This window comes from Sphingomonas sp. VDB2 (genome assembly GCF_047946695.1).
Taxonomy (GTDB): domain Bacteria; phylum Pseudomonadota; class Alphaproteobacteria; order Sphingomonadales; family Sphingomonadaceae; genus Sphingobium; species Sphingobium bisphenolicum.
The window spans coordinates 550,045-575,991 of the sequence record NZ_CP159615.1; the positions used below are offsets into that span (position 1 = coordinate 550,045).

Sequence of the window (25,947 nt, forward strand, 5' to 3'; positions counted from 1 at the left end):
TACAATGTCATGCGATGGACTGTCAGTCCTTTTCGCGCTTCTTGCGATGGGTGTCGAGGTCGAGGACGGTGGTGTCCAGTCCTTCGGGCAGCAGGCCAAGGCGGCGCGCAACCTCCTGATAGGCTTCGACTTCGCCGCCCAGATCGCGGCGGAAGCGATCCTTGTCCAGCTTTTCGTTGGTCACCATGTCCCACAGGCGGCAACCATCCGGGCTGATCTCGTCGGCCAGGATGATGCGGCTATATTCGCCGTCGTAAAGCCGGCCGAATTCCAGCTTGAAATCGACCAGGCGGATGCCAATGCCCGCGAACAGACCGCACATGAAGTCATTGATGCGGATCGCCATGTCGGCGATGTCGTGCATCTCGTCCTGCGTCGCCCAGCCGAAGCAGGCGATATGCTCTTCGGAGATCAGCGGGTCGCCCAGCGCATCGTCCTTGTAGCAATATTCGATCAGCGTGCGGGGGAGTTGCGTGCCTTCCTCGATGCCCAGCTTCTTGCTGAGCGACCCGGCGGCGACGTTGCGCACCACGACCTCGATCGGCACGATCTCGACCTGACGGACCAGTTGTTCGCGCATGTTGAGGCGGCGGATGAAGTGGGTCGGCACGCCGATCTGGCCGAGCAGGGTGAAGATATGCTCGGAAATCCGGTTGTTCAGCACGCCCTTGCCCGAAATCGTGCCCTTTTTCTGGGCATTGAAGGCAGTGGCGTCATCCTTGAAATATTGGATGATCGTGCCGGGCTCGGGGCCTTCGTAAAGGATCTTTGCCTTGCCTTCGTAAATCTGGCGGCGACGGGCCATGCGCGTTCCTGACTTATCTTAGAGCGATTTCTAATCAGATGGACTCATCTGATGGCTCGGAAATCGCGTAAAACCAACACCCCAGATCGGCCGATCCGATGCCATCGGATCGAAAACCGATCTAGAAAAGATTGCGCCCCGGCAAACGCGAATCGGAAAGGATCAGCGGGTGCCGGGGCTGCTAGGCCGGCCCATAGAGCAAAGTGGATGGGCGTGCAATTGGTGCGCCCCTTACAGCACATCCCCGAACATGAACCAGATCATCGCGCACCAGCCGACCAGGCCGATCACGCCCAGGATCAGGCCGGATCGGGCTCGAATGGCGGGCCAGAAGCCGCGGGGTTCGTCTTCATCGTCGCTGTGCATGACACGGGCCTTAGCGAGGGAAGCCGCTCCGCTCAACCGGCAGGCGCCGCTTCCAGCAAGGCTTTGAGCGTGCGCAGGTCCGCCGTCACCGCCTGCGCATCGGCCTCGAACGTCGCATCGTCCATGTCCGGCTGGCGCAGCAAAGTGAAGATTACCTCGGTGCCGGCGCCATGTTCGATCATCCGCAGCGGGATATAGATGTCCGGCCTGCCCGCCAGCCGCACGCGATGGTCGAGGATGCCGAAATCATTGGCCGGTGTGAACAGCACCAGCGCTTCGCCCGCGGGCGTATCCGCGACCCAGCCATCGTCGCTCTCATGCAGGGTCGCGGACAGGCCGGCGGCCCAGCGCGGAAAATTTTCCGGTCGCCGTGCGAAGGCATAGGCCCGCGCCAGAGGCACGGCGATGCCGATGCTGAGGTGGCGGACCTGTGCCGTCATCCCGCCATGTCTTCCGTCAGCGGCGGCGCTTCGGCGCGTTCAACCGCCATCAGCCGGCCGGTGAAACATTGCCGCCACCAGCTGATATCCTGTTGCTCCACGCTGTCCATCATCGCGCGCCAGCGCCGCTTGCGCTCGTCCAGCGGCATGGCCAGCGCCCGCAGGATCGCGTCGGACATCTCTTCCGGGCTGTAGGGATTTATCAACAATGCATCCTTGAGCTGCATCGCCGCCCCGGCGAAGCGGGACAGGATCAGCACGCCCGGATCTTCGGGGTCCTGGGCCGCGACATATTCCTTCGCGACCAGGTTCATGCCGTCGCGCAGCGGTGTCACCAGCCCGATCTTTGCGGCGCGATAGATGCCGGCCAGCTTGTCGCGCGGATAACCCTGGTTGACGTAGCGGATCGGGGTCCAGTCGACGTCGCTATATTCGCCGTTGATCCGTCCTGCGAGGGAATCGAGCGTCGCACGGATCTGCTGGTAGCTTTCCACTTCCCCGCGCGAGGGCGGGGCGATCTGGGTCAGCAGCAGCTTGCGGTGGTGTTCGGGATGATCCTTCAGGAAACGGGCATAGCCGTTGAACCGCTCCTCCAGCCCCTTGCTGTAATCCAGCCGATCGACCCCGACGATCATCGACCGGTCCTGCAACGACGCGCGAACCAGGCTCAACATATCCTGCGCCTCGTCGCTCTCGGCGGCCTCGGCAAATTCCTTCGCGTTGATGCCGATCGGACAGGCGACCGCTTGGATTGTGCGATCGCCGACGGTGACGAAGTCGCCATTGACGCTGCCGCCCATCTCGCGCTCGACATAATGGCGGAAGGATTCGAGCCATTCCTCGGTATGGAAGCCGATGACGTCATAGGCGAACAGCGTGCTGACCAGCTTGCTGTGATGGGGCAGCGACACCAGCAGCCGGGTCGGGGGCCAGGGAATGTGGAGGAAGAAGCCCATGCGGTTCTTCAGCCCCTTGTCGCGCAGCATCTGGCCCAGCGGGATCATATGATAGTCATGGACCCAGATGACGTCTTCGGGTTCGATCAGCGGGCTGGCTGTCTCCGCGAAGCGTTTGTTGACGCGATTATAGCCACCCTCGAAATCGCGGGCATATTCGGCCAGGTCGATGCGGAAATGGAACAGCGGCCACAGCGTCTTGTTGGCGTAGCCATTATAATATTCGTCAACATCCTGTTCTTCCAGGTCGATCGTCGCGGTCTTGACCCCCTCATCCTCTGCAAAGCCGATATGGCCGGTGAAATTGTCGGTGACCTCGCCCGACCAGCCGACCCAGATGCCCCGGCTTTCCCTCAAGGCCTGCGACAATGCGACGGCCAGTCCGCCCTGGTTGCCTGACTTGCTGGGGCGACTGACCCGGTTCGATATAACGATAAGGCGGCTCATCGCATCGCGCTCCACGGTTTGCTCAGCAAGACGGCGCAATTGATGATGCCGACCAATGAGTAGGTCTGGGGATAATTGCCCCATAATTCCCCGGTTGCGGGGTCGATATCTTCGGACAGCAGCCCTGCGGCGGTGCGGCGGGACAGCATCTCTTCGAACAGGGCGCGGGCCTCGTCGGTCCGGCCGGTGCGATGCAGCGCCTCGATCAGCCAGAATGTGCAGACGTTGAACGCCGTCACCGGTTCGCCGAAATCGTCAGGCGCGCTGTAACGCAGCATGTCGTTGCCGCGCCGCAGGTCGGTTTCCAGCGCCGCCAGCGTGCCGATGAACATCGGATCGTCGGCAGTCAGGAAGCGCAGGTCGAGCAGTTGCAGCAGCGACGCATCGCGCGAATCATCCTCGAAATTGGCGGAGATCGCCTTGCTGTCGGTGCGCCAGGCGGCCTCCAGGATACGCGCCTTCATCGTGTCGGCGCGGTTCTGCCAATGACCGGCGCGCACCGGCAGGTCGAGCGCGGTGGCGGCATGGGCCAGCCGATCGCACGCCGCCCAGCACATGACCGCGCTATAGCTGTGGACATGGGCGCGGGTGCGGAGTTCCCACAGGCCGGCGTCGGGCTGGTCGTACACCGCCCAGGCCCGTTCGCCCACCGCCTCCAGTGCTTCGAAATCGGCATGGCCGGCCATGCGCAGCAGCCGCTGGTCGATGAAGCCCTGCACCGACGACAGCACGATCTGGCCATAGGCGTCGTGCTGGACCTGTTCATAGGCGGCATTCCCCACACGCACCGGCCCCATGCCGCGATAGCCGGGCAGTTGCTCGGCTTCCCATTCCGTCAGCGTGGCGTTGCCGCGCACATCGTAGAGCGGCTGAATATGTCCGCCCTTGGCGCCATCGACGATGTTGCGCAGATAGACGAGATAGCTTTCCAGCACGTCGAGCGCGCCCAGCCGGTTCAACGCCTCGACCGTATAATAGGCGTCGCGCACCCAGCAGTAGCGATAGTCCCAGTTACGCCCGCTGTTCGCATGTTCGGGAATGGAGGTGGTGAGCGCGGCTACGATCGCGCCGGTTTCCTCATGCTGGCAGAGCTTGAGCGTAATGGCGGAGCGGATCACCGCCTCCTGCCATTCGGCCGGGATGGCGAGGCCGCGGACCCAGAGCTGCCATTCATGGATGGTGTCGTCCAGCATCCGTTCGATCGCCGGGCGCAGCGCGTCGGAAAAGCCCTCGTCCGGCCCCATGAAGAAATGCGCGTCCTGCTCCAGCCGGAACCAGCTTTCCTGTGCGATCAGGCCGATAGGCGCATTGGTCGATATCCGCATCGCCATGTAGGACAGGACCATGCGGATATGGTTGGATCCATAGCTGACCGGCACCTTTTCCGCGTTCCAGGCGGTAGTGGGGCGCAGCTTGACGCATATGCGGGGGGAACCGGCGACCGGCCGCACGATCCGGATGAAGGCGACCGGGCGGTAGATACGGCCCTTATGCTTGTGCCGCGGGCAGAAATCGATGATTTCGATCGCATTGCCCTGCGCGTCGCTCTGGCGGGTCACCAATATCGGGGTGTTGCGGATATAATGCTGCTCGACCGCGACGCAATTTTCCAGTTCGATCGCCCAAAAGCCGTGCGCCTGCGGATCATCCCATGCCTCATCGTCCAGCAGGGCGGAAAAAACCGGGTCGCCATCGACGCGCGGCACACAGGCCCAAACCATGCGGCCCATGCGGTCGATCAGCGCGGAGGCCTGGCAATTGCCGATGGGCCAGAGGTCGAGCGTTCGCTCGCTGCCAGCCAGGATGGAGTCATTCGGTGCTTGGATCGGTCTGCCCCTTTCGTTGCTCACGACAAGGGACGCCGAAAATATTATCCGGCGACCCCCTCGGCCAGATAATGCCTGACGGCGGCAACCTGTTCCAAAGAGAATGCGGCCAATGTCGCGCGCGGCGCCCCGACCAATATTCCTGCGCCGCCCAATTCGGCGGCGGCGGCGAAGCCTTCTTCATCGGTGACGTCGTCGCCGATGAAGACCGGTACGCCGCCCGCCATCGGCGCGCTCTGCATCAGGGCCAGGAGGGCGCTGCCCTTGTCCGCGCCGCCGGGACGCAATTCATACAGCATCTTGCCATGTTGCAGCGCCAGGCCATGCGCGTCCGCCAGGGCCGTCGCCAGCCGGCCCGCTTCCTCGCCCCATATCGGCGCGCCGCGGAAATGCAGCCCGACGCTGATCGACTTGCGTTCGACCAGCAGGCCGGGCTTGCCCTCGACAAAGGCGTTGAAGGCGGCCTCCACCGCATCGATGGCGGGCAGGCGGGGCGGGGCGTCCACCGCCGCGCCGGGCCGGGCGAACTCCAGCCCATGGGTGCCCGACAGCAGGAAATCGCCAAAGCCCAGTGCGCGCAGGGTCGCGATCGATCGACCGCTGACGATCGCCAGCCGCCCGTCCAGTTGGTCGCGCAACCGGGCCAGCAGCGACAGCAGGTCGTCGCCGACATCCACCGCGTCGGGCGTGTCGGCCAGCGGCGCCAGCGTTCCGTCGAAATCGAGGAACAGCGCCGCGCCGTTCAGCAACGCGGTCGGGGGAGGGGGAAGGGCGGAAAGGGCGGGGGGAGCGGATTCGGACACGGCCGCAAAGTGGCGCTCCTGCCCGAAACCGCAACCCCCGATCTGGTGGCGATGGTCGATTTTGCCGCCGTCCGGCTCAGTTCCGGCATTGGCGTTCAGCGGCCGCCCAGGGCGAGGACCAATGGATCATATGCAGGACACGAAACGCCTGCATGATCCTGGCCAGCAGCCGGTCAATTCCGTTGTTGATCTGTTCGCGGCCGTCATACCGCAGCCGGTCGTCATATTCGTCACGCATGATGCCGTCCTTTCCAAGTGGCGGGGGCGGATCGGAAAGATCGTCCGCGCCTGCGCTTCTGCCCGATCGCCGTGACGGTCGCCAACAAAAGGCTGGACGTTTTAGATAAGCTCAGCTTATTGATGATGGCATGTCGACGCTGCCGCCCCTCTCCGCAATCCGCGTGTTCGAAGCAGCCGCCCGCCTCGAAAATTTCACCGCTGCCGCCTTGGAACTGGGGATGACCCAGGCCGCGGTCAGCTATCAGGTGAAGTTGTTGGAGGAACGGCTGGGGCTGAGCCTGTTCCAGCGCATCGGGCGCAAGGTCGCGTTGACCGACAAGGGGCGGGACATCGCGCCCGTCCTGACCCGCGCCTTCGACCAGATGCGCCAGGGCTTTGCCGCGCTGACGCAGGATCATTCGGCCGTGCTGACGATCAGTTGCACCAACAGCTTCGCCCATCTCTGGCTCGCGCCCAAAATCGGGGCCTTTCAGATGCGTCATCCGCACCTCGCCGTGCGCATCCAGGCGGAGGACAGCGTCGTCGATCTCGCCCGCGACGGCGTGGATCTGGCGATCCGGGGCGGGAAGGGGCAATGGCCGGGGCTGGAGGCGACATTGCTGACCCACAACCGGCTGGTGCCGATGTGCAGCCCGGCCTGGCTGGACCGGCACGGCCCGATCGCCGACGCGCAGGCGCTCCATGCCCTGCCGCGCCTGTCGCCTGATGACATGTGGTGGCATGAATGGTTCGCGGCGATGGCGGTGGAGGCCGATCCCGCCGCCGGCCCGCCCGGCATCGCCCTCGACAGTCAGGTGATGGAGGGGCGCGCCGCGATCGGCGGGCAGGGCGTCGCCATCCTCAACCATTTTCTGTGGAAGATGGAGATCGAGTCGGGCCTGCTGGTCGAAGCCGTGCCCTCCTATGTCCGGGAAATCGCCAGCTATTGGGTGGTCTATCCGCCTCACGCCCGCAACACGCCCAAGGTGAAGGCCTTCCGCGACTGGATCGTGGCGGAATTTGCGGCCGAGATCGCCGCCGATCCCGAAGGGCGATACTTGCCGCATTGACGCGTCATGCGTATATTCATGCGCATATCAGATACAGGAGTCGGTCGTAACCAAACATGAGCGGATCGCCACGCGAAAGGCGACGAACCTGTCACTGGACGTTGATCTGGTAGCCGATGCGAAAGCACTGGGCATCAACCTGTCCCGCACGTGCGAAGATGCTTTGCGCAGCGAGATTGCGGCGGCGCGCGGACGGCGCTGGAAAGAAGACAACGCGGCCGGCATTGCCGCCTCCAACGCCTATGTCGAACAACATGGATTGCCGCTCGAAAAATATCGGCGGTTCTAATGGCGCGTTTTTGTGTCCATCGCCTGCCTGATGGTGCCTATGTTCTGGACTGCCAAACCGACCTGCTGGACCATCTGACGACCCGCTTCGTAGTGCCGCTGGTCCCGCTCGAGGATGTGGGAACGCCGATGGCGCGCCTCAATCCGCAATTTGATGTCGATGGGCATCGATTGGTTATGATGACGCAATTTTCCGGCGCGGTGCCTGCGCGGTCGCTGGGCAACGTTGTGCTGTCGCTCCGGAATCAGGATTATGACATCTCCAAAGCTCTCGATATGCTGATCGCCGGCTTCTGACCAAATCCGTTTCCGTTTCGTGCCCGTCCTGCTATCCGACCTGCGATGACTGATTTTCGCGACCCGTTCGACGCCATCAAGGATCACCCGTTCGACGATGCGCTTTCGCAGCGCTATCTCGTCTATGCGTTGTCGACCATCACCGCCCGGTCGTTGCCGGACCTGCGCGATGGCCTGAAACCGGTGCATCGCCGCCTGCTCTGGGCGATGCGCCTGCTCAAGATGGAGCCGGGCGGCGCGTCCCCGGACGTGCTGGTCGCCAACCCGGCGCGGAACACCACAAGTTACAAGAAATGCGCCCGCGTCGTCGGCGACGTCATCGGCAAATATCACCCCCATGGCGACCAGTCGGTCTATGACGCCATGGTACGGCTGGCGCAGGAATTCTCGCTGCGCACGCCGCTGGTCGACGGGCAGGGCAATTTCGGCAACATCGACGGCGATAACGCTGCGGCGATGCGCTACACCGAAGCGCGCCTGACCCAGGCCGCCGCCGATCTGATGGCGGGACTGGACGAAGGCACGGTCGATTATCGACCCACCTATAATGGCGAGGATGAGGAGCCGGAGGTCTTTCCCGGCCTGTTCCCCAATCTGCTCGCCAATGGCGCGACCGGCATCGCGGTCGGCATGGCGACCAGCATCCCGCCGCATAATGTCACCGAACTGATCGACGCGGCTGGCCTGCTGATCGACGATCCCGACACCGATCATGCCGCCTTGATGGCGGTGGTGAAGGGGCCGGATTTTCCGACCGGCGGTGTCCTGGTGGACAGCCCGTCGATCATCTCCGAAGCCTATGTCACCGGGCGCGGCGCTTTCCGCACGCGGGCGCGCTGGCATAAGGAAGAGGGGGGACGCGGCACGTGGATCGCGGTTGTCACCGAAATTCCCTATCAGGTGCAGAAATCCAAGCTGATCGAACAGATTGCGGCGCTCATCAACGATCGCAAGCTGCCGATCCTGGCGGACGTTCGGGACGAGAGCGACGCGGAAATCCGCATCGTCATCGAACCGCGCGCGCGCACCGTCGATCCGCAGATGCTGATGGACAGCCTGTTCCGGCTGACCGATCTGGAAAATCGTTTCCCGCTGAACCTCAACGTCCTCGACGCCACCCGGACGCCGCGCGTGCTGGGCCTGCGCCCGCTGCTGATAGAATGGCTCAAGCACCAGATCGACGTACTGGTCCGCCGCGCCCAGCATCGGCTGGAAAAGATCGCCGGCAGGCTGGAACTGCTCGACGGCTATATCATCGCCTATCTCAACCTCGACCGGGTGATCGAGATCATCCGCACCGAGGATGAGCCGAAGGCGGTGATGATGGACGAATTCGCCCTCAACGACCGCCAGGTGGAAGCCATCCTCAACATGCGGCTGCGCTCGCTGCGCAAGCTGGAAGAGATGGAGTTGCGGCGCGAACATGCGGAACTGGTCAAGGAGAAGGAGGAGCTGGAGAAGCTGGTCGAAAGCCCGGCCCGGCAGCGCACCCGCCTGAAGCGCGATCTGGCCGCACTGCGCAAGCGCTACGGCCCCGAAACCGATCTCGGCCGCCGCCGCACCCTGGTCGAGGAAGCCGCCCCGGCGCGCGAAATTCCGCTGGAGGCGATGATCGAGCGCGAACCCATCACCGTGATCCTGTCCGAACGCGGCTGGATCAGGGCGATGAGCGGCCATCGTGACCTTGCCGCCGCCGACACGCTCAAATTCAAGGAAGGCGACGGCCCGCATTATGCGTTCCACGCCTACACCACCGACAAGCTGCTGCTGGCGACCTCGACCGGCCGCATCTACACGCTGGCGTCGGACAAGCTGCCGGGTGGTCGCGGCTTTGGCGACCCGGTGCGTTCTCTGGTCGACATGGACAATGAAGGCGCGATCGTCGCCTTCATGCCGGCGCGCAGCGGGACCGAATTGCTGCTCGCTTCGTCGGATGGCCGTGGTTTCGTGGCGGCAACGGCGGACCTGATGGCGGAAACGCGCAAGGGCAAGCAGGTGGTCAACGTCCGGGCCGGCGCGAAGCTCAGCGTCATCCGACCGATTCCGGCCGAGGCGGACAGCATCGCCGTGATCGGCGAAAACCGTAAGCTGCTGGTGTTCCCGATCACCGAAATGCCGAAAATGACGCGTGGGCAGGGCGTGCAGATGCAACGCTATCGCGACGGCGGCCTGTCCGACGCAATCGCTTTCCGCCTGTCCGATGGCCTGAGCTGGACGATGGGCGGCGAGTTGGGGCGTACCCGGACGGAAAGCGACATGATGCCGTGGAAGGTCGCGCGCGGCGCCGCCGGGCGTATGCCGCCGACGGGGTTCCCGCGCGACAATCGCTTCTGATTTCAAGCATTTCGCCTTTGGTCTAAGTTCCTCCCATTCGGCGGTTAGCGTTTCCCGAAAATTTACTCCTTCTCGATACAGCGGGCGTATGGAATCGACGTCGGTGCGCAATTTGCCGGTCAAACAGGCCAGCGGCACCCCCTTGCCGGGGGGCGATGACGCGCATCCTGTGCCGGGCATCAGCGTGCCTGACTGGCTATCGGCCCTGCCACAGCTTGCGGCCATATTTTCCTGCGAAAACAACGAAATAACGTTGGTTCACGGCAATGCGCGCTTCGCCGCCGCCTTTCAGGCGCAGTCCGAACGGGCCGACGCCGCGGCGAAGATGGCGGCGGCATGGCGTGACCGGGTCATGGGCTTCATCCGATCCGGACGCGATTCGGACAGTTTCGAATTGCGCCGCGACGGCAAGCTGGGGCCGGAATATTTCATGTGCACCATCGGCCGCCTGCCCGCAGCCCAAGGACGCCCGGAGCAATATCTCTTCACCGCCACCGACCGCACCGGCGAGCGTACGATCGAAAAGAATCTCCGCCGGGAATTGCTGTCGGACGGCCTGACCGCGCTGCCCAATCGCACGGGATTCGGCGAAGAGATTGACGACCGTCTCGCCAATTCGGCCTGGCCCGACAAGGCCCAGTTCGGCATCATCGCGATCGACCTCAGCCGCTTCAGCCGGGTCAATGAATCGCTCGGTCCCATGGCGGGCGACGAACTGCTCATCACCGTCGCCAAACGCCTGAAGTCCAGTCTGCGCCAGGGCGATGTGCTGGCCCGCATCGGCGGCAATGATTTTGCTATTTTTGCACGTTTGAACAACGGCTTGTCAGACGCTCTTCATATCGTGCAGCGGATCAAGGAGGCGCTCAGTTCGCCGATCCGCTTGAGCGACCTGCAAATCCGCGTCGACTGCGCCATCGGCTGCGCGCTTTCGCTCAACCTGGACGATGATCCCGACGATGTCGTGCGCAAGGCGCAGGCCGCGGTGAAGATCGCCAAGCGCAGCGGCAAGGTCGAAATCTATCGCAATGGCGTGCTCAAGGAAGCGCAGCGGCGCTTCTCGATCGAAAGCCGCCTGCGCGACGCGCTGGCCCAGGGCGGCCTGACGCTCGCTTACCAGCCGCTGATCCATCTCCAGACCGGTGAGATCACCGGGTTCGAGGCCTTGGCTCGCTGGAATGACGAGGAACTGGGCCATGTGCCCCCTGTCGAGTTCATCGCCGTCGCCGAAGAAAGTGGCCTCATCACGCCGCTGGGTCGGTGGGCCGCCTATGAGGCCGCGCAGGCGCTGTCGCGCTGGGATGCGAAATTCGGCCAGCCTCTGCCCGTGGGCGTCAACGTCAACCTCTCGCCGATCCAGATGGCGCGCGACGATGTCGCCTCGATGTTCGAGGAAGCCTTGCGCTATTCGGGCATTGGCGGGCATCGGCTGACGGCGGAATTGACGGAAAGCGCGATCATCGCCGATCCCGACAAGGCGCGGAAACTGCTCGTCGCGCTCAAGGGGTTGCAGATGCCGATCGCGATGGACGATTTCGGCACCGGCTTCTCCAACCTCGCCAGCCTGCACAGCCTGCCGATCGACATATTGAAGATCGATCGCAGCTTCGTGTCCACGATGCTGGAGGATCATGACAAGGCGGTCATCGTCCGCACCATCCTGTCACTCGCCGAATCGCTGAACTTGCGGGTCACCGCCGAAGGGATCGAGACGCAGGCGCTGGCCCTCGCGCTCCAGCAGATGGGCTGCTGGCAGGGGCAGGGCTATCATTTCGCCAAGCCGATGCCCGAAGCGGAAGCGTTCGACTATTGGCGCGCGCGCTGGAATTTCGAGACGATCTGATCCGCGATTACCGCGACGCGTGTCGCGTCGGGGAAATCTTCCGCCACCCATTCATCCTGCACCGCACGCAACGCCTTGGCTACATCCGGGCCGGGCGTCAAACCGCGGGCGATCAACGCCCCGCCGCCGATCGGCAGGGCAGGCGGGGTCCAGTCCCGCAACGGGGTCAACACCGCCAGCGGCCTGTCCAAATCGAGCAGCAGCCTGTCGATCGCGCCTTCCAGCCCGACCCGATAGGCCAGCGCGCGCGGACTTTCCACCGCCGCCGCCGGCTCCAACGCGACGACCAGCCGCTTGCGCGCCTTGTTCGACAGCTTCAGCCGCGCGCCAACCCCATCCGCCAATGTCGCATCGGGCGGCAGCAGGGCAGCCAGCCGCCGCAGCGCCGATGATGCGATCCCGGCCTCCGCCTCGCGCGCGATCAACTGATGGACCCGCCCGATCCCGGCCGCATCCACTTCCGGCAGCACCGGCCGCAATATGCCGCCCTCGACCATCAACTGCAGCGCATGGACCGGCGCCGCAACGCCCAGCAATTTCAGCAGTTCGTCGGCGATCCGCTCGCGCGACAGCGCCATAAGGCTGTTGGCCGCGGCGACGCACGCATCATAGGTGATACTGTCCAACTCATTGTCGCCATAGCGCGCCAGGAAACGGAAATAGCGCAGGATGCGCAGATGATCCTCGGCGATCCGCGCCGACGCATCGCCGATGAAGCGCAGCCGACGCGCCTCAAGATCCGCGATCCCGCCGAAATAATCGCTGATCGCGCCGGTCAGCGGATCGGCATAAAGGGCGTTGATCGTGAAGTCCCGCCGCGCCGCATCCTCGCGCCAGTCGTCCGTATAGGCGATGGTGGCGCGCCGCCCATCCGTGCTGACGTCGCGGCGCAGCGTGGTGATTTCGACCGGCCCGTCTGGCAGGACGGCGGTGATGGTGCCATGGTCGATCCCGGTCGGCACCGCCTTGATCCCCGCGCGCTTCAGCCGATCGACCACGTCCTGCGGGCCCAGCGTCGTGGCGATGTCCAGATCATTGACCGGCAGGCCCAGCAGCCCGTCGCGCACGGCGCCGCCGACGAAACGCGCCTTGCCCTCCGCCGCCTCCAGCGCGGCGAACAGGCCGTCCAGGCCGGAGCGATGGCGCCATTCGGCATCAGGCAGGTATATGGTCATGGCCCAGCCTGCGCGAGAGGTTGGCGAGAATGGCGGCGGTAATCCCCCAGATGCGGCGGCCTTCCCAATATATCTCGTAATAATGACGCTGCCTGCCCTCATATTCCACCGCATGGCGCACCCTGCGCGCGGGATCGAGCGCGTAAGCGAGCGGCAGTTCGAACCAGTCGGCGACCTCGCTTTCCTGCGCGCGCAGCGGCAGGTCGGGCGGAATGACGCCCAGCACCGGGATAATGTCGAAGCCGGTAAAGGTGTGGTAGCGATCGGCCGTCCCGATCACCTGCACCCGGTCGGGCGGCAACGCGATTTCCTCCTGCGCCTCGCGCAGGGCCCCGGCGATCTCGTCGGCGTCGCCCGCATCCACCCGGCCGCCCGGAAAGGCGATCTGGCCCGCATGTTTGCGCAGGCGCGACGATCGCTCCGTCAGGATCAGGCCGGGTTCCGCTCGGTCGGTGATCGCCACCAGCACGGCCGCGGGCGCCAGCGCAATCTCTCCGTCGATCCGCGGATCGCGCATATCGTCGGGCGCCAGATCTTCGCGCCTGTGCCCTTCTTCCAGCGCGGCGCGCAACCGCTGCGCCAGCGTCATGCCGCCCCGTCCAGCGGGAAGAAGGCGCCGTCGCTCCACAGGCCGATGCGCTCGGCGTCTTCTTCCAGCGCCAGGTTCATCAACTCATAATAGACGCTGCGCGCCACCAGCGCCTCCATTCCGCCGCGCACATGCAGATAGGGATGCGGCCCATCCGGCGTCTCGCGCAGGCACAGCTTGTGGTCCGGCCCAGCGGTCACGATGTCGCCATTCTTGATCTGGAAGGCGAGGGTGCGGCCCCGGCCTTCACCTTCGCTCTTCAGTTCGACGGCGACGAAGGGCGCATCCTCCACCGCGATGTCAAGCTTCTCGACCGGCGTCACCAGCACATGGCTGCCGTCCGGCTCGCGCCGCAATATGGAGGAGAAGAGCCGCACCATCGTTTCCCGGCCGATCGGCGATCCCTGGTGAAACCAGGTGCCGTCGCGCGCGATCCGCATCTCGCTGTCGCCGCAATGATCGGGATTCCACTTCTCGACCGGCGGCAGGCGCTTTTCGGCGGCAAGCCGCGCGATATCGGCGAGCGAGAGGGTGGACAGGTCGGGCAGGGGCTCCATCGGCATGGGGCGGAGATAGGAGCCTCTCGCCCGAAGGCAAAGGGTAAATCAGGCCGCGACGGCGATTCTGGGACCGAGCATCCCGCTTCCGCCGACGGCACGACCATCGACCGACAGTGCCAGCAACCGGCGCGGCTCGAACGGGCCGGGCGCGTCCCAGCCTGCCGTGCCGTCCGCGACAAAGCCCCAGAAACGGCCATAATATTCGGGATCGCCGATCATCATCAGCGGCTCGCTGCCCTGCGCGCACGCGGCGGCGACCACCGCGTCCATCATCGCCCGGCCATGGCCGCCAAACTGATGCGCCGGATCGACTGCCACCGGCCCCACCATGATCAGCGGGATTTGCGCGCCATCCTCATCCGTCAGCGCCACGGGCCAGCTTTGCAGCGACCCGATCAGCGCGCCTTGGGCATCGACGGTGGCGAAGGAGAGGGCGGGCAACCAGGGCATCCCGTCACGGATGCGATAGGCCGTGCGTCCGTGCCGGTCGGCGCCGAACGCCGCATCGAGCAGTTGCTCGATTGCCGCTTCGGGCTGGCTGTCCAGGGGAACAATGTGAGACACGTCTTGCCGATCCGCCATCAATGGCGCATGGGGCAGCGCCGGAAGCGGGGCTTTAGCGCCCGCTTTGCAAAATGAAAGATTAAATTGGCCCGCCCGCACGGCACGGCATGGGTCTGAGTTGGCGAGTTATGCAGACTGGATTTGACGATTTTCTGACGCTGGAGGTCAACAACCTCCATGTCGACGTGCTGACCGGCATTTATTCGGAGGAGACGCATCTCCCCCAGCCGCTGCGCATCTCCATCCGCGCCCGCCTGCGAATCGCCGATCATTACGAGCCGGACACGGCGCTTGGCCAATCCAAAAACTATATGGACCTCAAGCACGCCGCCTCGACCGCGCTGCCCCAAGGCGTGCACTTCACCCTGATCGAAGCGGTGGCCGACCATATCATCGACACCATCTTTCTGCAGGACGACAAGGTCAGCCATGTCGAGGTGAAGATCGTGAAGCTCGCTTTGTCCGAACGCGGCGAGGAAATCGGCATCACCCTGGGCCGCGGCCGGAAGTAACGCACCAACCTTCGTTCGTTTCGAGCCTGTCGAGAAACGGGAAGCGCTCCGTTACCTGCTTCTCGACTGGGTTCGAAGCGAACGACGTCAGCCTTTCTTGATCAGCCCGATCTCGATCAGCCGCTCGGTCAGATAATCATGCGCGCTGATCGGCGGATCGCGGCGTGGATTCTCCTCGTTCACGCATTGCGGCAGCGCGTCGATCATGAAATCGGGGCGCAGGTGCAGGAAGAAGGGCATGGAATAGCGCGAATGGCCGCGCCGCTCCGGCGGCGGGTTGACCACGCGGTGGCTGGTCGACGGCAGCAGATGGTTGGTCAGCCGTTGCAGCATGTCGCCGACATTGATCGCCAGCGCGCCGGGCGGCGGCACCACCGGCAGCCAGTTGCCGCCGCGATCCTTTAGCTCCAGCCCGCCTTCTTCCGCGCCCAGCAGCAGGGTGATGAGGTTGATGTCTTCATGCGCGCCCGCGCGAATGCCCGGCGCCTGCGGCGACACTGGCGGATAATGGAGCAGCCGCAGGATCGAATTGCCATTGTCGATCGGTCCGTCGAACCAGCGTTCGGGCAGGCTGAGATAGAGCGCGATCGCCGACAGCAATTCCGCGCCGACCCGATCGAACTCGCGATAGAGCCTGGCGAAGACCGGCTCGAACTCCGGCATTTCCTCCGGCCATATATTGGGCGGCATCGTAGCGGCCAGCGGATCGCCTTCGGGCAGGTCGCGGCCGACATGCCAGAATTCCTTCAGGTCGTTCTCGCTCGCGCCCTTGGCGATCTCGGTGCCGAACGCGGTATAGCCCCGCTGTCCGCCATTGACCCTGGCGTTGTAGCGCTGCTTCACATCCTCCGGCAGCGCGAAGAAGCGCCGGGCCAGCGCCCAGCCGTCATCGACCAGCGCCTGGTCCATGCCATGGTCCTTCACCATGGCGAAGCCGAACTGCTGGAAGGATCGGCCGAACGCCGCGGCGAAATCCGCCTTGCTCATTTCCGCCATGGACAGGACAGGCACCTGATCCAGTACCGCTTGCGACACGTCTTATCTCCAAATATCATTTGTCGGGGTCATGCCCTGCATATGGGGCGGCCCGTGCATGACGCCATCCTTGATCGCGCCGGGACGCTGTTGCAAGGAGGCAAAATGAACTACTGGCTGATGAAATCGGAACCCGATGTCTTTTCCTATGACGATCTCGTCAGGAAAGGGAAGGCCGAATGGGACGGGGTGCGCAACCATGCCGCGCAGGGTCATATGAAGGCGATGCGCAAGGGCGATCTGGCCTTCTTCTACCATAGCAATATCGGACTTGAGGCGGTCGGTATCATGACGATCGTCGAAGAAGCCGCGCCCGACAGCACCGACGACAGCGGGAAGTGGATCGCCGTCCATGTCGCGCCGCATGAAAAACTCGCGCGGCCAGTGTCGCTCAAGGCGATGAAGGCGGATTCAGCCCTGTCCGACATGGTGATGCTGCGCCAATCGCGCCTTTCCGTCGCCCCTCTGACCAAAGAGCAATTCGACCATATCGTCGCAATGTCAAAGGCTTGATCCACGGCGTGTCGCGCGGTTGCACAGGATGCAACTGGCGCGCCGTTTTTTGCGATTGTGGCTCTGCCGCGCTGCAACATAGAAGCGCCCGCAACAGAATAAGAAAAAACAAGAGGTGTTTGATCGGCATTCACAAGGAGTTTACCCATGCGAATGCTGTCCAAGTTCATTGTCACCGGCGCCCTGAGCGCCATCGTCGCCATTGCCTCTCCCGCCCAGGCTGAAGAAGCCGGCAAGCAGCGTTTTACTCACGAAGGCTATACCTACGTGTATCAGGTGAAGGACACCAAGACCGGCAAGGTCATTTCCGGCCGTCGCTTCCCCGATGCCGTCGCGTTCAACCTGGCCGTCAAGAATGGCAAGGTTTCGGGCGTATCGGGTGGTCAGCCGGTCGCCTTCAAGGTTGAAGACGCGCGCGGCGCCGCCGCGGAATAAGCCTTCAGGCTGGCAAAAAGTTAGGGACGGCATCCGACGGGATGCCGTCCCTTTTTTGTCGCGCTACAAAGCTGTTGGAAAGAGACGGCTGTTTCCAGCCGGCTCCGACACCTCAGCGACAGGTGCGCTTGCTGTCGATCGACTTGCCGAGCAGGGCGCCACCAGCAGCGCCGAGAATCGTGCCGGTCGCACGGTCGCCGCGGGTATCGATCGCCCGGCCGACCAGCGCGCCACCCACGCCGCCGACGATCAGGCCGGTGGTGCCGTTCGACTTGCGGCAATAGGTCCGGCCGTCGCGGCCACGCCATTCCTTATAGCGATAATGTTTGCGCGCCTGCGCGCCGTCGGTCGGCACCGCCATGGACATGGGAATGGCCAGCGAAACGGCGGCCAGGGCGAGTAGAGCTTTACGCATGAGTATCTCCTCCGATAGCGTGATTTGTCGCTTCAACCCGCTTACCTTGATCGAGGTTGCATGAACGTCAGGCAACAATCTAAGTAACTGTTTCCAATGGAATAAATTTTGAGGTGAATGGATGCGGGCGGACGACGAACGGGATGGGCGGGCGCTGATCGACCGGCTCGGCCTCGCCCCGCATCCCGAAGGCGGCTGGTATTTGGAGACGTGGCGTGCGGCGGAATCGCCCGGCGAGCGTGCCGCCGGCACGGCGATCCTGTTCCTACTGGAGGCGCATCAGCGTTCCCACTGGCATCGTGTCGATGCCGACGAACATTGGTTCTGGCACGCTGGCGCGCCGCTGGTCCTGTCGATCGCGCCGCCGGGCGCGCCGGCCCGCGATCTACTGCTGGGGCCGGACATTCTGGGCGGTCAGAGGCCGCAAGGCTGGGTGCCGGCGCATCATTGGCAGGCATCGACACCGCAAGGAGGATGGGTGTTGGTCAGTTGCACCGTCACGCCGGGCTTTGATTTTGCTGGCTTTTCCCTGGCGCCGCCGGACTGGTCGCCGCCCGGCTGAAACTTATCCACAGTTATCCACAGCTTTGCGAACCGGTCCGTCACAAATTCGTCCGATTTCGCTTGGAGCGACTCGCCGATGGTGAGACCATCCAGTTATCGAGACAGCGGAAACGGAGTGATCCAGATCCAAAATCCCCGAGAAATCTGGGATTATGCTGTGGAGATAGTTCGCTAGCAGGCAATGTCCGCAAGGACGGCGCCGGGCAGACGGACGGGATGTTTGGGACCATTGCCGGGTACGCGCGAAAGTGAACGTCGGGCATCGGAAGCAAGCAGCCAGCATCGGAAAGGCGGCCCTTGGCCTAGAATCCGAAGCACAGCCTGTATGGCCATCTTCGCCCGAAGATGACGTTCAGGATACGCCGGGCCGATGATCGCATCCTGCGAGGGACGCGGATCGCATGACCCGACGGAAGTGGGGACCGGCAGCAATGCCGGCCCCCATTTTGCGTTTGGGCGGCGGCAGCGGCTTGATGGTCCGCAACGATTTTAAAATGGTGCCGGCTACAGGATTCGAACCCGTGGCCCCCTGATTACAAATCAGGTGCTCTACCAACTGAGCTAAGCCGGCGTGCCTTTCGGACGCACGCCCTTACTATCAGATGACGCCGAACGTCCAGCCCTCAGTGCGCGCAATCTGCGCCGTCAGCATCGCGGGCTTCCACATGGCCGGTTCAGCCGCGGCCCGGCGCATCCAGGCGGCGGTGACGATCGCGTCCGCGCCATGGTCGTCGGGCATCGGGCCGTCATGCGCGGCCGATCCCAACGCCGCCAGGGCCTCGTTCAGCGCGGCCGCATCGCGCATCTTGCTGCGCCCCTTGGGCCGCCCCGCCGCGCGCGCGGCGATGCTGGTATAGATTTCCACCACCACCGACCCGGTATCGGGCAATGGATCGAAGGGCCAAACCGGCAGCCTGCCGCGCACGTGATGCAGCATCCGCATCCCGGCAAAGCTGGCCTTGGCCACCTGCGCCGCGCCGATCGCGTCATAGACGGTCGATGGCTTGCCCCCGCCGCCCGCCTTATACCGCGCCTCGCAGACACGATTATGCATGAAAGCGGCCTTCACCCCGTCCGCCTTGCCGAAATAGAAATGGCGGCGATGCGCGACTTCCAGCAGGCTCGCCGCGCCCAGGTCCGCATCCTCGCAGATCGCATCGACATAGGCCCAGAAACCGGGGCCGTCTTCCGGCACCCGATCGCCCGGCAGATAGCCGCCACGCGCGACAAAGGGCGGCGCGAAGCTGAAATCGAAGCCGAACAGGGTAGGGGCCTGCCGCCCGGCCCCGACCAGCCAGTCGGCCACCGCCTGCCGCGACCAGATACCACCCGGCGCCGCCACCAGCCGCGGCACGGCATCGCCCGCCTCGCACAGCGCCACTGCAATCCCCTTGTGCCGCGCGCCCTTGGCGCCCGACCAGTCGATCGCGGCGAACCGCCCGAACCGCGTCACCCGCCCCCGCGTTCCGCCCGCAACCGGTCCCAATGGGCGATGCGCTCGGCGATCCGTGCCTCGAACCCGCGATCGGTCGGCGCATAGAAAATCTGCGGCGTCATCTCGTCCGGCCAGTAATTGGCCCCGGAAAAGCCCTCCGCCGCGTCATGGTCATATTGATAGCCCTTGCCGTAACCGACCTGCTTCATCAGCTTGGTGGGGGCGTTGACGATGTTCATCGGCGGCATCAGCGACCCGGTGTCGCGCGCCGATTTGAAAGACGCCTTCATCGCCGCATAGGCCGCGTTCGACTTGGGCGCGGTCGCGCAATAGAGGCACGCCTGGACGATCGCCAGCTCGCCCTCGGGCGATCCCAGGAAATCATAGGCGTCCTTGGCGGCCAGGCACTGCACCACCGCCTGCGGATCGGCGAGGCCGATATCCTCCGTCGCGAAGCGCACCAGCCGGCGCAGCACATAAAGCGGCTCTTCCCCCGCCGTCAGCATCCGCGCCAGATAATAGAGCGCCGCCTGCGGGTCCGACCCGCGCAGCGACTTATGCAGCGCGGAGATGAGGTTATAATGCCCCTCCCGGTCCTTGTCATACACCGCGACCCGGCGGTGGAGCAGGGCGGACAGGCCGGCCGGACCGAGCGGCTGCGGCAAATCGATCGCATAGAGCGTCTCGACCTGGTTGAGCAGGAAGCGCCCGTCGCCATCCGCGCTCGCCACCAGCGCCTCGCGCGCGGCGGCGTCGATCGGCACCGGCCGCCCCGTCAGCGCCTCGGCCCGGTCGAGCAACTGCTCCAGCGCGGCCGCGTCCAGCCGCCGCAGGATCAGCACCTGCGCCCGCGACAGCAGGGCCGCGTTCAGCTCGAAACTCGGATTTTCGGTCGTCGCCCCGACCAAAGTCACCGTACCGTCCTCGACGAAGGGCAGGAAACCGTCCTGTTGCGCCCGGTTGAAGCGGTGGATCTCGTCCACGAACAATAATGTCTTCTCGCCGCGCCGGGCATGGTCCCTGGCGCTCGCGAACAGCTTCTTGAGGTCGGCCACGCCCGAAAATACCGCCGATATCGGGGCAAAGCGCATCCCCACCGCATCGGCCAGCAGCCGCGCCGTCGTCGTCTTGCCGGTGCCGGGCGGCCCCCATAATATGATCGACGACAGCCGCCCGGCCGCCACCATCCGGCCGATCGCGCCATCCGGCCCGGTCAGATGTTCCTGTCCCACCACATCGGCCAGCGTGCGCGGGCGCAGCCGGTCGGCGAGGGGCGCGGTGTCCGCCGGTCCGTCGGCAGGAAGATCATCGGAAGCGAAAAGGTCGGCCATCGCTACCGTGTATAGGGTGCGTCGCGCATTATGGAACCGGGCTGGATCGCGGCGCCAGCCCCTGGGCGCGCTGGCGGATGACGCGCAGATAGGTGTCGACCAGCGCCTGGTTGACCTGGTCCCATCCATTGCGCTCCGCCCGTTGCTGCGCCGCCGCGCCCGCCACCTGCCGCGCGCCGTCATCGATGCAATAGGCCTGCAATGCGTCGGCGAAGGCGCCGATCGCGCCGGGGCGGATCAGCCGCCCGGTGACGCCGTCCGTGACCAGGCTCTCGCTGCCGGTGGCCCGCGCCGCGACGGTGGGGAGGCCGCACGCCATCGCCTCCAGCGTGACATTGCCGAACGTCTCGGTCACCGACGGGTTGAACAGCACGTCCATGCTGGCGACTGCACGGCCCAGCTCCGCCCCCTTCTGGAAGCCGGTAAAAACCGCATCTGGCAGCCGGTTCTGGAACCATTCGCGCGCCGGGCCTTCTCCCACCACCAGCACCTTGTGCTGCACCTGCCGGGCGGCGAGCTGGTCGATTGCGTCGGAAAAGACGTCCAGCCCCTTTTCCATCACCAGCCGGCCGATGAAGCCGATGGCGGGCGCGTCGTCGGCGATGCCCAGCGACCGCCGCCAGTCCAGGTCGCGGCGGCCGGGATGGAAAATCTCCCGGTCGATGCCGCGTGTCCAGATGCCGACATCATAGTTCATCCGCTGATCGCGCAGCAGTTGCGCCATCGATTCGGATGGCGCGACGATCGCGTCGCAGCGGCGATAGAAGCGGCGCAGGATGGATTCGATCAGCGGCTCCAGAAAGGCCAGCCCATAATAGCGCGGATAGGTTTCGAACCGCGTATGCACCGACGCCACGGTCGGCAGCCCGCGTGTGCGCGCCCAGCTCAATGCCCGATGCCCCAGCGGATCGGGGCTCGACAGATGCACGACATTGGGCGCGAACGCCTTGAGATCGCGGCGAACCTGCGCCGACATGCGATAGGGGACTCGATATTCCTTGCGCCCCGGCACCGGGAAGGACGGCGTGCTGACCAGATCCCCGGCCGGATCGAAGGCCGGGGTGGGGGTGGTGGGCGAATAGACGCGCACGGCCGCCCCCTGCCGCAGCAAATAGGTCACGAAGCGGTTGAGCGCCTGGTTCGCGCCATCGCGCACATAATTATAATTGCCGCTGAACAGGGCGACGCGCAGGCCGGTAGCATCCATCGCCGCCCCTTAACGCAACCGGCGAAAAAACCCAAGGGAACCAGTCAGCGCGTCGGGAATTTTGCTTTTCGCAGGGGCTTGGAACGGCCGGCGCAGCTTGCGCCCGAATTGGAGAGAATGCCCATGACCGAGACTTTCCGTAAAGGAACGCGGGTCAAATGGAATTGGGGGCAGGGCGTCGGCCGAGGACGTATCGCGGAACGGTTCGATCGCCATGTCGAGCGCACCATCGAAGGATCGCTGATCCGCCGCAACGGCTCGCCGCGCGACCCCGCCTATCTCATTCAGGCAGATAGCGGCGGTGAGGTGCTCAAGCTGCGGTCCGAACTCAGCAGCGGCTGAAGCCTCTGTTCGTCAACCGGCCATCGCGCCGCGCGTGCGATCATGGCATATCGTTCCGATGACGACGCCCTTCATGACCATCGACGCGCTGCTGGTCGGCACGCCCGCCCCCTTTCGCGACGGCGATTATAGCGCCATCGCCAAGCGACCCGTTGATGGCGTCGTGCGCATCACATGGGACGGGTTCGAACAAGATGCGGTAGCCGACCCCATCCATCATGGTGGCTGGGACAAGGCGATCCATCTCTACCCGCAGGATCATTATGGCTGGTGGCGGGGCCGCAAGCCCGACCAGCCCTTGCTCGACGCGCCCGGCGCCTTTGGCGAGAATATCGCCTCGCGCGGGATGACGGAGGCGGACATCTGCCTGGGCGATCGCTTCTCGCTTGGCAGCGCGGTGGTGGAGGTCAGCCACGGCCGCCAGCCCTGCTGGAAGCTCGACCATCGCTTCGGCGCACGCGACGTCATGACGACGATCATCAAGACCGCGCGTAGCGGCCTCTATTTCCGCGTCATCCGGCAGGGCGAGGCGGAATCCGGCACGCGCATGGACCTGCTGGACCGTCCCTTGCCCGACTGGAGCATCGCGCGAATATTCCAGTTGCTGATCGCCGGTGGCCACAAACGCGATCCCGACGCCGTTTGCGCGCTGGCGGACATGCCGCTCCTGGCCGAAGCCTGGCGGGAGAGGGCGCGCAAACTGGCGGCATAGGTCGGCGGGAGATGGGAGCGGATCGCGTTTCCGCGGCAGGGTGAGTGCAATGTCCGAAAGTAGCTATATTTGGTCTCTCATCTTCGTCATCCCAGCCTAGGCTGGAATCTCCCTTCTTCTAACGAAACGCTTGAGAGAAAAGAGAGATGCTTCCGAGAGCCACGCGCCTTTCGATGGCATGACGGTGGAGAAAGCCGACCGTCTGCTTCCCGCCTATCCCGGCCCTCCATCCCGGCGACCCAATTCCCCACAGGCACAAAGCCGTCCTCGCTGTCCTACATCGCCGGATTCCGCTATATCCGCGTCCGGTTCCTTCGCATCGTCAGCCCCGCTTATCCGCCAGTCTCCGGAGGGTGCGGCGCAGTTTGGGATAAAAAATTCACCATGCGGCACATGCATGAAGTTCGGGAAGTTTCGGCCCGTCATCCGCCCGTCGATCCTGCGGCGTTCCCGGGCGCCGAAGTCGCCGCCATATCGCTGGCATCGGACGGGGCGCCTGCCTATAGCTGGTCCATGGCATCGACCCCCAAGAACAAAGCATCCGCCCCCGCGCGCACCAAAGTCCGGCCCGCCGGCTTTCCGACCCGCGACGCGGTGATGGACTTCATCACCAGTTCCGACCAGCCCGCCGGCAAGCGCGAGATCGCCAAGGCGTTCGGCCTCAAGGGGCAGGAAAAGATCGCGCTCAAGGCGTTGCTCAAGGATATGGCGGACGAGGGGCTGATCGATCTCGGCCCCGCCAGCGCCTTCCACAAGATGGGTGGCGTGCCCAAGGTCACGGTGCTGCGCATCGTCGATGTCGACGACACGACCCTGATCGCCACCCCCGAACGGTGGGAAGCCGAAGGCCAGCCTGCGCCCCGCCTGCGCGTGCTGGAACGCGGCAAACGCGGCGCCTTGACCATCGGCGACCGCATCCTCGCCCGCACCGAGGAAGCCGGGCGCGGCTATGTCGCGCACGTCATGAAGAAGCTCGCCAAGGCCAGCGAGGAATTGCTGGGCGTGGTGGAGGTGATGGCCGACGGCAAGCTATGGCTGCGCCCGGTCGACAAGCGCATCCGCAAGGATACGCCGATCAGCGACGTCGGCAACGCCAAGCCCGGTGACCTGGTGCTGGCCGAACCCCATGGCCGCCCGCCGCGCATTGCCGCCCGCGTCACCGACATTCTCGGCGACCCCTTCGCCCCGCGCAGCTTCAGCCTGATCGCGATCCACAAGCATGGCATCCCCCATGTCTTCCCGGAGCGGGTGGAGGAGGAGGCGATCACCGCCTCCGCCCTGCCATTGCATGCGGACAAGCGCGAAGATCTGCGCCACCTGCCGATCGTCGCGATCGATCCGTCCGACGCCCGCGACCATGACGATGCCGTCTGGGCGACCCCGGACGAGGATGAGGGCAATGCCGGCGGCTATAAGGCTATCGTCGCCATCGCCGACGTCAGCTACTATGTCCGGCCCGGCAGCGCGCTGGACAAGGAAGCGCGCAAGCGGGGCAACAGCGTCTATTTCCCCGACCAGGTCGTGCCGATGCTGCCCCATGACCTCTCGTCCGACATGTGTTCGCTCCGCGCCGGGCAGGACCGGGCGGCGATGGCCTGCCACCTCACCATCAACGCCCAGGGCAAGGTGACGGGCTGGCGCTTCACCCGCGCCGTGATCCGCGTCGCGGCGGTCCTGGCCTATGAAGATGCGCAGGCCGCGATCGACGGCGCGGAGGCCGACGCTGCGCCGACAGCGTCGCGCAAGCAGGCAGACGAATTGCTCGACGTCGCCCTCAAGCCCCTCTGGGCCTGCTGGGCGCTGCTGCGCAAGGCGCGGGACGCGCGCGATCCGCTGGCGCTCGACCTGCCAGAACGCCGCGTGGTGCTGGACGAGCATGGCAAGATCGTCAGCGTCGCGGTGCGCGAACGGCTCGACGCCCATATGCTGATCGAGGATTATATGATCGCGGCGAACGTCGCGGCGGCCAAGGCGCTGGAGGCGAAGAAGGCCCCCGTCATGTACCGCGTGCATGAAGCGCCGGGCCGCGAAAAACTGGTCGCGCTCAAGGACTATCTCGCCACCTTCGACATGGATTTCGCGCTCGGCCAGGTGATCCGCCCATCGACCTTCAACGCGCTGATCCGCAAAATCGCGGAGTCGGAGGAGAAGGAGCAGATCATGGTCCAGATCCTGCGCAGCCAGACCCAGGCCTATTACAGCCCGCAAAATATGGGCCATTTCGGCCTCGCGCTGGGCAGCTACGCCCATTTTACCTCGCCCATCCGCCGCTATGCGGACCTGCTGGTGCATCGCGCGCTGGTCGGCGCCTACAGCCTGGAACTGCCCGCGCCCAAGGGCGACGCGATCCCGAGCCGCTCGTCGCTCAGCCAGGACGATTATGAGAATATGGGGCGGGTCGGCGAACTCATCTCCGGCCATGAACGCCGCGCGATGGAGGCGGAGCGCGAGACCGTCGATCGCTATGTCGCGGCCTTCCTGTCCGCCCATGTCGGCGAAATCGTCAAGGCGCGCATCACCGGGGTCCAGAATTTCGGCTTCTTCGCCACGGTCGACGGGCTGGGCGGCGACGGACTGGTGCCGGTGTCCACCATGGGCGCCGAACATTTTTTTTATGACGAAGCGGGCAAGGCCTTGCAGGGCGTCGAAAGCGGCGATCGCTACACGGTCGGCCAGCGGCTGGAACTGCGATTGGCGGAAGCCGATCCGATCAACGGCTCGCTACGCTTTGAACTGCCCGACAATCCCGCGCCCCGCGGCGGCCTGTTGAAGCGCGATCGCACCCGTCCCGGCATCAAGCGCGGCCGACCGACCAATATCCGGCATACGGGGGCGAAGCGCGGCAAGCATAAGCGGTAAAGTCG

General features: G+C 64.7%; 28 protein-coding genes and 1 tRNA gene. 12 read left to right on the forward strand and 17 right to left on the reverse strand.

Annotated features, from left to right (window positions below; translation table 11 throughout):
• Positions 1 to 22: 22 nt before the first annotated feature.
• From purC to ABT375_RS02865, 7 genes are all read right to left on the reverse strand, one after another.
• Positions 23 to 805 carry a phosphoribosylaminoimidazolesuccinocarboxamide synthase gene (gene purC, locus ABT375_RS02835; RefSeq protein WP_416464066.1) on the reverse strand — a complete coding sequence of 261 codons (783 nt, stop codon included), beginning with the start codon at positions 803 to 805 and terminating at the stop codon, positions 23 to 25.
• A gap of 231 nt (positions 806 to 1,036) precedes the next feature.
• On the reverse strand, positions 1,037 to 1,171 hold the full coding sequence (locus ABT375_RS02840; RefSeq protein ID WP_261934795.1) for a hypothetical protein: 135 nt from the start codon (positions 1,169 to 1,171) through the stop codon (positions 1,037 to 1,039).
• A gap of 32 nt (positions 1,172 to 1,203) precedes the next feature.
• Positions 1,204 to 1,611: an SRPBCC family protein gene (locus ABT375_RS02845; protein ID WP_416464067.1), complete on the reverse strand. Its 408-nt coding sequence runs from the start codon at positions 1,609 to 1,611 to the stop codon at positions 1,204 to 1,206.
• Positions 1,608 to 3,014 (reverse strand): alpha,alpha-trehalose-phosphate synthase (UDP-forming), encoded by a 1,407-nt coding sequence (gene otsA / locus ABT375_RS02850; RefSeq protein ID WP_416464068.1) that lies wholly within the window; start codon positions 3,012 to 3,014, stop codon positions 1,608 to 1,610. The genes ABT375_RS02845 and otsA overlap by 4 nt, the downstream gene beginning before the upstream one ends.
• Positions 3,011 to 4,780, reverse strand: a complete 1,770-nt coding sequence (locus ABT375_RS02855) for a glycoside hydrolase family 15 protein (protein ID WP_416464832.1) — start codon at positions 4,778 to 4,780, stop codon at positions 3,011 to 3,013. The genes otsA and ABT375_RS02855 overlap by 4 nt, the downstream gene beginning before the upstream one ends.
• A 104-nt stretch (positions 4,781 to 4,884) precedes the next feature.
• Positions 4,885 to 5,643, reverse strand: a complete 759-nt coding sequence (gene otsB / locus ABT375_RS02860; protein ID WP_224549835.1) for a trehalose-phosphatase — start codon at positions 5,641 to 5,643, stop codon at positions 4,885 to 4,887.
• Between the two features lie 76 nt (positions 5,644 to 5,719).
• Positions 5,720 to 5,881 carry a hypothetical protein gene (locus ABT375_RS02865; protein ID WP_416464069.1) on the reverse strand — a complete coding sequence of 54 codons (162 nt, stop codon included), beginning with the start codon at positions 5,879 to 5,881 and terminating at the stop codon, positions 5,720 to 5,722.
• Between the two features lie 130 nt (positions 5,882 to 6,011).
• Here ABT375_RS02865 and ABT375_RS02870 point away from each other — a divergent pair, with 130 nt between their 5' ends.
• The 5 genes from ABT375_RS02870 (at position 6,012) to ABT375_RS02890 (ending at position 11,694) form a co-directional block, all read left to right on the forward strand.
• Complete coding sequence (locus ABT375_RS02870; protein WP_416464070.1) at positions 6,012 to 6,932, forward strand: LysR substrate-binding domain-containing protein; 921 nt, start codon at positions 6,012 to 6,014, stop codon at positions 6,930 to 6,932.
• Positions 6,883 to 7,221: a type II toxin-antitoxin system CcdA family antitoxin gene (locus tag ABT375_RS02875; RefSeq protein ID WP_416464071.1), complete on the forward strand. Its 339-nt coding sequence runs from the start codon at positions 6,883 to 6,885 to the stop codon at positions 7,219 to 7,221. Before ABT375_RS02870 ends, ABT375_RS02875 begins: the two co-directional genes overlap by 50 nt.
• The gene (locus ABT375_RS02880; RefSeq protein ID WP_224549843.1) at positions 7,221 to 7,517 is read left to right on the forward strand and encodes a CcdB family protein; all 297 of its coding nucleotides are present in this window, start codon (positions 7,221 to 7,223) and stop codon (positions 7,515 to 7,517) included. The genes ABT375_RS02875 and ABT375_RS02880 overlap by 1 nt, the downstream gene beginning before the upstream one ends.
• Positions 7,518 to 7,562: 45 nt before the next feature.
• A complete protein-coding gene (gene parC, locus ABT375_RS02885) occupies positions 7,563 to 9,851 on the forward strand; it encodes a DNA topoisomerase IV subunit A (protein WP_416464072.1) in 2,289 nt (762 codons plus the stop codon).
• A gap of 88 nt (positions 9,852 to 9,939) precedes the next feature.
• Positions 9,940 to 11,694 carry a putative bifunctional diguanylate cyclase/phosphodiesterase gene (locus ABT375_RS02890; protein ID WP_224549847.1) on the forward strand — a complete coding sequence of 585 codons (1,755 nt, stop codon included), beginning with the start codon at positions 9,940 to 9,942 and terminating at the stop codon, positions 11,692 to 11,694.
• On the opposite strand, the gene ABT375_RS02895 is transcribed toward ABT375_RS02890, so the two are convergent.
• The 4 genes from ABT375_RS02895 to ABT375_RS02910 are packed head-to-tail and all read right to left on the reverse strand — an operon-like array spanning position 11,658 to position 14,600.
• Entirely contained in the window at positions 11,658 to 12,869 is a 1,212-nt protein-coding gene (locus ABT375_RS02895; protein WP_416464073.1) for a CCA tRNA nucleotidyltransferase, read from the reverse strand. The two genes, ABT375_RS02890 and ABT375_RS02895, sit on opposite strands and share 37 nt — an antisense overlap.
• The gene (locus tag ABT375_RS02900; protein ID WP_416464074.1) at positions 12,850 to 13,458 is read right to left on the reverse strand and encodes a CoA pyrophosphatase; all 609 of its coding nucleotides are present in this window, start codon (positions 13,456 to 13,458) and stop codon (positions 12,850 to 12,852) included. Before ABT375_RS02900 ends, ABT375_RS02895 begins: the two co-directional genes overlap by 20 nt.
• Positions 13,455 to 14,021 (reverse strand): DUF1285 domain-containing protein, encoded by a 567-nt coding sequence (locus ABT375_RS02905; RefSeq protein ID WP_416464075.1) that lies wholly within the window; start codon positions 14,019 to 14,021, stop codon positions 13,455 to 13,457. Before ABT375_RS02905 ends, ABT375_RS02900 begins: the two co-directional genes overlap by 4 nt.
• Positions 14,022 to 14,063: 42 nt before the next feature.
• Complete coding sequence (locus ABT375_RS02910) at positions 14,064 to 14,600, reverse strand: GNAT family N-acetyltransferase (RefSeq protein WP_416464076.1); 537 nt, start codon at positions 14,598 to 14,600, stop codon at positions 14,064 to 14,066.
• Between the two features lie 110 nt (positions 14,601 to 14,710).
• On the opposite strand from ABT375_RS02910, the gene ABT375_RS02915 reads away from it, so the two are divergent.
• Positions 14,711 to 15,094 carry a dihydroneopterin aldolase gene (locus ABT375_RS02915; RefSeq protein WP_224549856.1) on the forward strand — a complete coding sequence of 128 codons (384 nt, stop codon included), beginning with the start codon at positions 14,711 to 14,713 and terminating at the stop codon, positions 15,092 to 15,094.
• A gap of 87 nt (positions 15,095 to 15,181) precedes the next feature.
• On the opposite strand, the gene ABT375_RS02920 is transcribed toward ABT375_RS02915, so the two are convergent.
• A complete protein-coding gene (locus ABT375_RS02920; protein WP_416464077.1) occupies positions 15,182 to 16,129 on the reverse strand; it encodes an isopenicillin N synthase family dioxygenase in 948 nt (315 codons plus the stop codon).
• A 105-nt stretch (positions 16,130 to 16,234) separates the two neighbouring features.
• Between ABT375_RS02920 and ABT375_RS02925 the strand changes: the two genes are divergently transcribed.
• Positions 16,235 to 16,642, forward strand: coding sequence for an EVE domain-containing protein (locus ABT375_RS02925; RefSeq protein WP_261934783.1), 408 nt, complete (start codon positions 16,235 to 16,237; stop codon positions 16,640 to 16,642).
• Between the two features lie 153 nt (positions 16,643 to 16,795).
• Positions 16,796 to 17,077 carry a hypothetical protein gene (locus ABT375_RS02930; protein ID WP_224549930.1) on the forward strand — a complete coding sequence of 94 codons (282 nt, stop codon included), beginning with the start codon at positions 16,796 to 16,798 and terminating at the stop codon, positions 17,075 to 17,077.
• Between the two features lie 112 nt (positions 17,078 to 17,189).
• On the opposite strand, the gene ABT375_RS02935 is transcribed toward ABT375_RS02930, so the two are convergent.
• Positions 17,190 to 17,492 carry a glycine zipper 2TM domain-containing protein gene (locus tag ABT375_RS02935; RefSeq protein ID WP_224549862.1) on the reverse strand — a complete coding sequence of 101 codons (303 nt, stop codon included), beginning with the start codon at positions 17,490 to 17,492 and terminating at the stop codon, positions 17,190 to 17,192.
• A 121-nt stretch (positions 17,493 to 17,613) separates the two neighbouring features.
• Between ABT375_RS02935 and ABT375_RS02940 the strand changes: the two genes are divergently transcribed.
• Entirely contained in the window at positions 17,614 to 18,054 is a 441-nt protein-coding gene (locus tag ABT375_RS02940) for a cupin domain-containing protein (RefSeq protein ID WP_224549863.1), read from the forward strand.
• A gap of 497 nt (positions 18,055 to 18,551) precedes the next feature.
• On the opposite strand, the gene ABT375_RS02945 is transcribed toward ABT375_RS02940, so the two are convergent.
• The 4 genes from ABT375_RS02945 to ABT375_RS02960 form a co-directional block, all read right to left on the reverse strand.
• Positions 18,552 to 18,627: transfer RNA gene (locus ABT375_RS02945), tRNA-Thr, on the reverse strand.
• A gap of 27 nt (positions 18,628 to 18,654) precedes the next feature.
• Entirely contained in the window at positions 18,655 to 19,509 is an 855-nt protein-coding gene (locus tag ABT375_RS02950) for a hypothetical protein (protein ID WP_416464078.1), read from the reverse strand.
• Positions 19,506 to 20,822, reverse strand: coding sequence for a replication-associated recombination protein A (locus ABT375_RS02955; protein WP_416464079.1), 1,317 nt, complete (start codon positions 20,820 to 20,822; stop codon positions 19,506 to 19,508). The genes ABT375_RS02950 and ABT375_RS02955 overlap by 4 nt, the downstream gene beginning before the upstream one ends.
• Positions 20,823 to 20,850: 28 nt before the next feature.
• A complete protein-coding gene (locus ABT375_RS02960) occupies positions 20,851 to 22,029 on the reverse strand; it encodes a glycosyltransferase family 4 protein (RefSeq protein ID WP_224549866.1) in 1,179 nt (392 codons plus the stop codon).
• Positions 22,030 to 22,152: 123 nt separating this feature from the next.
• Between ABT375_RS02960 and ABT375_RS02965 the strand changes: the two genes are divergently transcribed.
• The 3 genes from ABT375_RS02965 to rnr all read left to right on the forward strand — a co-directional run bounded on the left by ABT375_RS02965 (position 22,153) and on the right by rnr (position 25,942).
• The gene (locus ABT375_RS02965) at positions 22,153 to 22,371 is read left to right on the forward strand and encodes a DUF2945 domain-containing protein (protein WP_224549867.1); all 219 of its coding nucleotides are present in this window, start codon (positions 22,153 to 22,155) and stop codon (positions 22,369 to 22,371) included.
• Positions 22,372 to 22,429: 58 nt separating this feature from the next.
• Complete coding sequence (locus ABT375_RS02970; protein WP_416464080.1) at positions 22,430 to 23,083, forward strand: MOSC domain-containing protein; 654 nt, start codon at positions 22,430 to 22,432, stop codon at positions 23,081 to 23,083.
• Positions 23,084 to 23,596: 513 nt separating this feature from the next.
• Entirely contained in the window at positions 23,597 to 25,942 is a 2,346-nt protein-coding gene (gene rnr, locus ABT375_RS02975) for a ribonuclease R (protein WP_416464833.1), read from the forward strand.
• The last annotated feature ends 5 nt before the right edge of the window (positions 25,943 to 25,947 follow it).

Bases quoted from the DNA above. Each gene is read 5' to 3' on its own strand.
- parC (WP_416464072.1), top strand. From the start codon at position 7,563: ATGACTGATTTTCGCGACCCGTTCGACGCCATCAAGGATCACCCGTTC.
- ABT375_RS02890 (WP_224549847.1), top strand. From the start codon at position 9,940: ATGGAATCGACGTCGGTGCGCAATTTGCCGGTCAAACAGGCCAGCGGC.
- ABT375_RS02880 (WP_224549843.1), top strand. From the start codon at position 7,221: ATGGCGCGTTTTTGTGTCCATCGCCTGCCTGATGGTGCCTATGTTCTG.
- ABT375_RS02930 (WP_224549930.1), top strand. From the start codon at position 16,796: ATGCTGTCCAAGTTCATTGTCACCGGCGCCCTGAGCGCCATCGTCGCC.
- ABT375_RS02955 (WP_416464079.1), bottom strand. From the start codon at position 20,822: ATGGCCGACCTTTTCGCTTCCGATGATCTTCCTGCCGACGGACCGGCG.
- ABT375_RS02940 (WP_224549863.1), top strand. From the start codon at position 17,614: ATGCGGGCGGACGACGAACGGGATGGGCGGGCGCTGATCGACCGGCTC.
- ABT375_RS02960 (WP_224549866.1), bottom strand. From the start codon at position 22,029: ATGGATGCTACCGGCCTGCGCGTCGCCCTGTTCAGCGGCAATTATAAT.
- ABT375_RS02925 (WP_261934783.1), top strand. From the start codon at position 16,235: ATGAACTACTGGCTGATGAAATCGGAACCCGATGTCTTTTCCTATGAC.
- purC (WP_416464066.1), bottom strand. From the start codon at position 805: ATGGCCCGTCGCCGCCAGATTTACGAAGGCAAGGCAAAGATCCTTTAC.
- rnr (WP_416464833.1), top strand. From the start codon at position 23,597: ATGGCATCGACCCCCAAGAACAAAGCATCCGCCCCCGCGCGCACCAAA.
- ABT375_RS02895 (WP_416464073.1), bottom strand. From the start codon at position 12,869: ATGACCATATACCTGCCTGATGCCGAATGGCGCCATCGCTCCGGCCTG.
- ABT375_RS02970 (WP_416464080.1), top strand. From the start codon at position 22,430: ATGACGACGCCCTTCATGACCATCGACGCGCTGCTGGTCGGCACGCCC.
- ABT375_RS02870 (WP_416464070.1), top strand. From the start codon at position 6,012: ATGTCGACGCTGCCGCCCCTCTCCGCAATCCGCGTGTTCGAAGCAGCC.
- ABT375_RS02935 (WP_224549862.1), bottom strand. From the start codon at position 17,492: ATGCGTAAAGCTCTACTCGCCCTGGCCGCCGTTTCGCTGGCCATTCCC.
- ABT375_RS02965 (WP_224549867.1), top strand. From the start codon at position 22,153: ATGACCGAGACTTTCCGTAAAGGAACGCGGGTCAAATGGAATTGGGGG.
- otsA (WP_416464068.1), bottom strand. From the start codon at position 3,014: ATGAGCCGCCTTATCGTTATATCGAACCGGGTCAGTCGCCCCAGCAAG.
- ABT375_RS02865 (WP_416464069.1), bottom strand. From the start codon at position 5,881: ATGCGTGACGAATATGACGACCGGCTGCGGTATGACGGCCGCGAACAG.
- ABT375_RS02845 (WP_416464067.1), bottom strand. From the start codon at position 1,611: ATGACGGCACAGGTCCGCCACCTCAGCATCGGCATCGCCGTGCCTCTG.
- ABT375_RS02915 (WP_224549856.1), top strand. From the start codon at position 14,711: ATGCAGACTGGATTTGACGATTTTCTGACGCTGGAGGTCAACAACCTC.
- ABT375_RS02840 (WP_261934795.1), bottom strand. From the start codon at position 1,171: ATGCACAGCGACGATGAAGACGAACCCCGCGGCTTCTGGCCCGCCATT.
- ABT375_RS02910 (WP_416464076.1), bottom strand. From the start codon at position 14,600: ATGGCGGATCGGCAAGACGTGTCTCACATTGTTCCCCTGGACAGCCAG.
- ABT375_RS02905 (WP_416464075.1), bottom strand. From the start codon at position 14,021: ATGCCGATGGAGCCCCTGCCCGACCTGTCCACCCTCTCGCTCGCCGAT.
- ABT375_RS02900 (WP_416464074.1), bottom strand. From the start codon at position 13,458: ATGACGCTGGCGCAGCGGTTGCGCGCCGCGCTGGAAGAAGGGCACAGG.